General features: G+C 40.4%; 5 protein-coding genes. 4 read left to right on the top strand and 1 reads right to left on the bottom strand.

Annotation, left to right across the window (positions count from 1 at the left end; all coding sequences use genetic code 11):
- The coding region (locus tag AAEZ00_RS20290) for a DUF6795 domain-containing protein (RefSeq protein WP_351089675.1) at positions 1 to 542 on the top strand (542 nt) is incomplete at its 5' end.
- A 67-nt stretch (positions 543 to 609) separates the two neighbouring features.
- Here AAEZ00_RS20290 and AAEZ00_RS20295 read toward each other — a convergent pair.
- Positions 610 to 2,022, bottom strand: coding sequence for an IS4 family transposase (locus AAEZ00_RS20295; RefSeq protein WP_124013708.1), 1,413 nt, complete (start codon positions 2,020 to 2,022; stop codon positions 610 to 612).
- Positions 2,023 to 2,154: 132 nt separating this feature from the next.
- On the opposite strand from AAEZ00_RS20295, the gene AAEZ00_RS20300 reads away from it, so the two are divergent.
- The 3 genes from AAEZ00_RS20300 to AAEZ00_RS20310 all read left to right on the top strand — a co-directional run bounded on the left by AAEZ00_RS20300 (position 2,155) and on the right by AAEZ00_RS20310 (position 5,640).
- Positions 2,155 to 3,728 (top strand): IS3 family transposase gene (locus AAEZ00_RS20300; RefSeq protein WP_351079392.1). Its coding sequence is split into 2 segments (ribosomal slippage): positions 2,155 to 2,629 and positions 2,629 to 3,728, totalling 1,575 coding nucleotides; the frame shifts between segments, so codons are not numbered across the junction.
- A gap of 252 nt (positions 3,729 to 3,980) precedes the next feature.
- The gene (locus tag AAEZ00_RS20305) at positions 3,981 to 4,478 is read left to right on the top strand and encodes a DUF6795 domain-containing protein (RefSeq protein ID WP_124013677.1); all 498 of its coding nucleotides are present in this window, start codon (positions 3,981 to 3,983) and stop codon (positions 4,476 to 4,478) included.
- Positions 4,479 to 4,503: 25 nt separating this feature from the next.
- A complete protein-coding gene (locus tag AAEZ00_RS20310; RefSeq protein WP_351079395.1) occupies positions 4,504 to 5,640 on the top strand; it encodes a lipase family protein in 1,137 nt (378 codons plus the stop codon).
- The last annotated feature ends 57 nt before the right edge of the window (positions 5,641 to 5,697 follow it).

A 5,697-nucleotide genomic window follows, 5' to 3' on the forward strand; every position in this document is an offset into this window, starting at 1 on the left:
TTTTGGAGGGAGCAATATTTCGCATGTTTAAAAAAGTCGATGTCGAAGTGTTTCCTGAAGTGATTGGTAGCCTAACCCTTCAGGGTAAACCTCTAGCCGATATTAAGCTAAAAAGAGGTTACCAATACTCTGGTGTTATGGAAGAAAAAAAATGGGACTACACCACTACTGACGATGAAGGCAAATTTAGCTTTCCTGAAATTATTCACAGAACAAGTCACCCTAATAAACCATTTGCTGGAACTCGTATATCTCAAACGATTAAAGTCGATGAAAATGAAGAGTCAGACATCATTAAAGCAGCTAAAGATGAGTATTCTGAAGTAATACTTTGGGGATCCATATCTTCAGGCGAGAAACATATATCTTATTTAGCTGAACGATTAGCACGATTAGATTGTGACCTAGCTAATGAAGCCATTAGGAATGAAATCATTGATGAAGCGTTTCCTAGTGGTGTAGTGCGCTATCAAGTATTGAGCATTTGTCGCTGGCCTGATCTGGAAAAATTAGAAATCGAGAAACGGAAAAAATTTGATTAATAAGGGCGTTAAATAATTCATCCGTATATATTCTAATAATCCCCCTGTGTCAGGATCTGTCTCTTGATCACATCTCCTGTTGTTGCGCTTGCATAAATCGAGCACCTTCTAGCAGTTGGCTCAGTGAAAACCAACCTTTCCATAGAGCTTCCCAACCAACAACACCAGTTTGCTTACTGTCGTGCCATCCGCCTAATTTGGCAAGTGCATAATAAGCCCAATGTAATGAAGGTGTTGTGTTAGGTGCTTTTTTGGTTTCAGTCTTTGACCACAACAACTTCCATTCAAGAAGATTGAAAAATTTGTCGCAACCAATTGATTTTGCATTATCTTTATCGACAACAAGCTCGCGTAACTGGAGAAGTCTCACTGCAATAAATGCTGTTATTACAATGATCTTTTCTAGGTTATTTCGCGTTTGCATGCGAAACGACTCAACTTGAGTGCCCGCTGACTTCCACGCTTTATGGAACTCTTCAACTCGCCATCTTAGTTCATAAAATCTAACTATCCTTAGTGCATCAGAAGCACTATTTATTGGTTCGCCTGTATACAATTTCCACGACAATGGACTTGCTCCACTTGGTGGTTCAATCTCGTTGCAACTTATCACTGTTAAATTCATACCACCAAGTTTCTTGTGTTTTTTAGGCGGATAAATAGTAATGTAAGCATAACGTACGGCTACTTTTGCAATGCGTGCTTTTCGGCCTCCTTTTTGCTTTATCTTAACCGAATATGAAGCTTCACTAGATTGATTTTCAATGTAGGGACTTAGTTTATCGCCGTCTGTATTCACAACCCGCTCATGCTTGGCTCTCACTACAAACCGTTGATTATTTGTTGTTTTATAATCAATATACTCAAACATATCAGATTCTCGATCACAAACGCTTATGATATTATCCATCACATCTGCAAATCGGGTACTCATTTCTTCCGACGAGCGTTGCCATTTATAACTTTCTTTCGTTTCGTACTTGCGGCGTTTTCTGTCGTTAGCAGTACCAAAGTTTTCATCTTTTCTGCACCAACGATGCTGCGCACCCAAGCCAATAGTATGCTCTGTTTCTGCATCGACCATAAGGACAGTGTGCGCTAACATCCCTTTAGAAGAGCTTTGTTTATATGCGCCAGTATGTCCGAGCTCTTTAGTCACATTGTGTCGGTAACACAATGTTGATGTATCTTCTAGCGCAAGGATTGTATTTGACAGTGTTAGTGCAGGTAACAGCGATTTCAAACCGGCGGTAGCGATGTTATCAGCGTCAACTTTATCATTACGAAGAAAGCGATATGCGCCTTCAATAGAGGCCTGTGAGCCAGACGCGTTCACAATAGAACTTCCTATGTTACTCGCCATTTGATGACTTATTTTTATCAGGCGTTTAGTGCGCCGTACATCACCTAATTCAGCATGTTTAAACAAATGACTAGCCCATTCTTCAGTGTCTTTTATCAGCATCATAATTAAATTCAATCGGTGTTTTCGTTATAACTGATCTGATCGACTGATATAAATAAAGTTCAATTGAAGCCTAATTTATTTGTGTATAAGAGTCAGGTGTCAGGATAGTTGTCGCCTCTACTTTTTTAGTTAGAGGAGATTAAAATGAAGAGAAAATTCACTACATCATTTAAGATACAAGCAGTCGAAAAGGCGCTTAGTCGAAATGAGAATTCAACATTAACTGAGATAGCTAATTCACTGGGTATTGGCGCTTCAACACTCAGCAAGTGGATTGTAAAAGCGAGTAACCAAAAATTTGAAACAGCTTCACATGATGATATAACAAGTATGAGTAATGATAAACGGCCACAAGATTGGACATTAAAAGAACGGTTTAACATGGTCGTTGTGTGTGCCTCTTTGAGCGACGACGCATTAAACACTCACTGTCGCTCGCAGGGGATTTACCCTCATCATGTGAAGCAGTGGAAGCTTGATTTCCTTAATGACAAGACTCACAAGCCGAAAACGGTTGCCCCATCAGAAATAAAAATCTTGAAGCATGAAAATAAATCATTAAAAAAAGAGCTTAATCGTAAAGACAAAGCATTAGCTGAAACAGCTGCATTATTGGTGCTCAAAAAAAAAGTCCACGAGATTTGGGGAAACGACGAGGACAATTAACCACCTGTTCAGAACGGCTGCGTATCTTGAGCCTTGTTAGAGAAGCTAGCGATGCAGGTGCTAGGCAAAAGATGGCCTGTGAAATAATTGGAATTAGCGCCAAAACACTACAACGATGGTTACAGACAAACAATGACAAAGATGGGCGAATAGAGGCAATACATGCACCTCAAAACAAGTTGACATCAATCGAGCAACAACGAATATTAAAAGTGGTCAATGAGCCTGAATTTGCCCATTTACCACCAAGTCAAATTGTACCGATACTTGCTGATAAAGGGATATATATAGGATCTGAATCGAGTATTTACAGAATATTAAAGAATAAAAAGCAGCTTCAGCATCGTTTAAAAAGCAAGCCTGCAAGAACGGTAATTAAGCCAAAGGCATTAACTGCAACCGGCCCCAATCAGGTGTATACATGGGATATCACCTATTTACCGACAAGTGTTAAGGGGAGCTTTTTTTACTTATATTTAGTGCTTGATATTTTTAGCCGTAAAATTGTTGGCTGGCAAGTACATTGCGATGAGCTTAGTGCTCTGGCGGCCGATTTGATGACCGATATTTGCTTGCGCGAGAAGGTAAAACCTCATCAAGTCACGCTACACTCTGATAATGGCAGCCCAATGAAAGGAGCAACTATGTTGGCAACGCTACAAGAATTAGGCGTAATGCCTTCATTTAGCCGCCCATCAGTAAGCAATGACAACCCCTATTCGGAGTCAATATTTAGGACATTAAAGTATCGACCAGAATACCCAGAAAAAGCATTTGAAGATCTTGATGCTGCACGCGAATGGGTGTTCGGGTTTACTAAATGGTATAACGATGAACATCGGCACAGTGGTATTAAATTTGTGACACCATCGAAGCGTCATCAAGGGCTTGATGACGCTATTTTATTAAATCGAGTGGCGGTTTATAAGAGAGCAAAAGCAGAAAAGCCGAGTCGTTGGTCGGGTGAAATTAAGAATTGGGATCTGATTAAAGAGGTTAATCTTAACCCAGAGAAATCTAAGGTTGAAATAAAAGAGGGCAAGGTGGCATAAAATCAAATACCAGGCGACAACTCCCTTGAAAAACACCGTAATCGACACACCCCATCTAATCATTACCCCTTAAAAAATAGTCACTTATGATAATAGATCCCCTTACTGAATCGCTCTACAATACCTAGTTAAAAATTAACCATATAAAAATTAAAGCAGGGAGTGGCTTCATCTATGGGCTACAGAGCATATATTGGAATTGTCGCATTCCTGTCTATCATCTTCGCTGTTAGTTGCTTCTCGGAGGAATCAATGTTTAGCATGTTTAAAAAAGTCGATGTCGAGGTGTTTCCTGAGGTGGTGGGCAGTTTAGCTCATGACAGCAAGCCTTTAGCCGGTATTAAGCTAAAAAGAGGGTATAAATACTCTGGTGTGATGGAAGACATAGAGTGGGATTACACCACTACTGACGATGAAGGCAAATTTAGCTTTCCTGAAATCATTTATAGAACAAATCACCCTAATAAACCTTTTGCTGAAACGCGCGTTGCGCAAGCAATTAAAGTCGCAGAGGGAGACTATACAGACACTTTTTTGTGGTCAACAGTGACTAGAGGCGAGAAACACATATCTTATCTAGTCGAGCGATTAGCACAATTAGATTGTGACCTAGCTAATGAAGCCATTAGTCAAGAAATCATTGATGAAGAGTTCCCCAGCGGAGTTGTGCGATATCAGGTATTCAGTATTTGTAGCTGGCCTGAGCTGGAAAAATTAGAAATCGAGAAGCAAAAAAAATTCGGTGAATAGCAATAATAGTTAACAAGGAATGTTTATGACTCAATTAACCCCCAAATTAGCCTCCGAGCTGGCAGCTAAAGTGTACGATGTAATCGATTTAGACTTGGCACCCAACTTTGCTAATCCATACATTAAAAAACACTTTACATTCAACAATGTCGGTATAGGCAAAACTGGCGGGTTTATTTTCAATCGCCAGTCAGGTTTTGCGGCTATGGGGTTAGGCAAAGGACAATACCAAGGTGATGCTATCATAGCGATCCGCGGTACTGAATTTAGCTCTGCTGCGGACTGGTCTACTAATGCTCAAATTGGTTTAAGTGTCGGTGATGGCAGCCAAATAGTGCACGCTGGTTTTAATAATGCTTTTACTTCATTAAGACCGCAATTTGCGACTTTTTTAGATAAGTGGCGTACTTCAAATCCCGGTAAAGCAATTCATTTTGTCGGCCACAGTTTAGGTGGTGCAATAGCTTCACTCGCTGCGGACTGGGCATCTGTTAATAACTACGCTTCAAATATTAATTTATACACTTTTGGTTCTCCAAGAGTTGGACAACAAGGTTTTGCCACGGCTAACACTCATAGACTTAATCAAATTTACCGCTGCACCCACGGCGCAGATGTAGTGCCTAAAGTGCCTTTATGGCCTTTTATTCATGCGCCTTATCAAGGCGTTGAATATCGCTTAGATAACAGCCAAGGTTTGAGGGTTAGTGCTCATGGTATGGATCCTAAAGCTGGGGCCGAACCAGGTTATTTAGTCTCTGCAAACACTGAGCATTGGGGCCATTTACATGTTAAAGCTAGCGAATATTTAAAACCGGTAAAATTACGTTATGAAAACCGCAATCAAGCAAGCTATTCAGACCAGTGGAGTGACAAACTCAGCGCAGCATTAATTACGGTCTTAAAAGAGGCTGGATATTATGGCGCAATTGTAGCACAAGCAACGGCATCTTACGGTTTGACATTCTATGACCTTGTCGCCAAAACCCTTGAAAAAATTGCTGCTGCAGCAAGTTCTTTCGCCGACGATGTCAGAGGCCTACTCGGTCATATGTTGTCTTTTGCAGGAGCAGTCGTAACAACCGTAGTTGACTTAACTTTTGCCACTATACGAGCCATTTTCAATAAAATGCTTTCACGCTTATATACCCGTGATCATTGAAAATGCTTGATTTTGTCCCAAATGGGATCATCATAGCCCCATGAAACAAATTACACT

Origin of the sequence: Shewanella sp. S1-49-MNA-CIBAN-0167 (genome assembly GCF_040310145.1) — a bacterium.
Lineage (GTDB): Bacteria > Pseudomonadota > Gammaproteobacteria > Enterobacterales > Shewanellaceae > Shewanella > Shewanella psychromarinicola.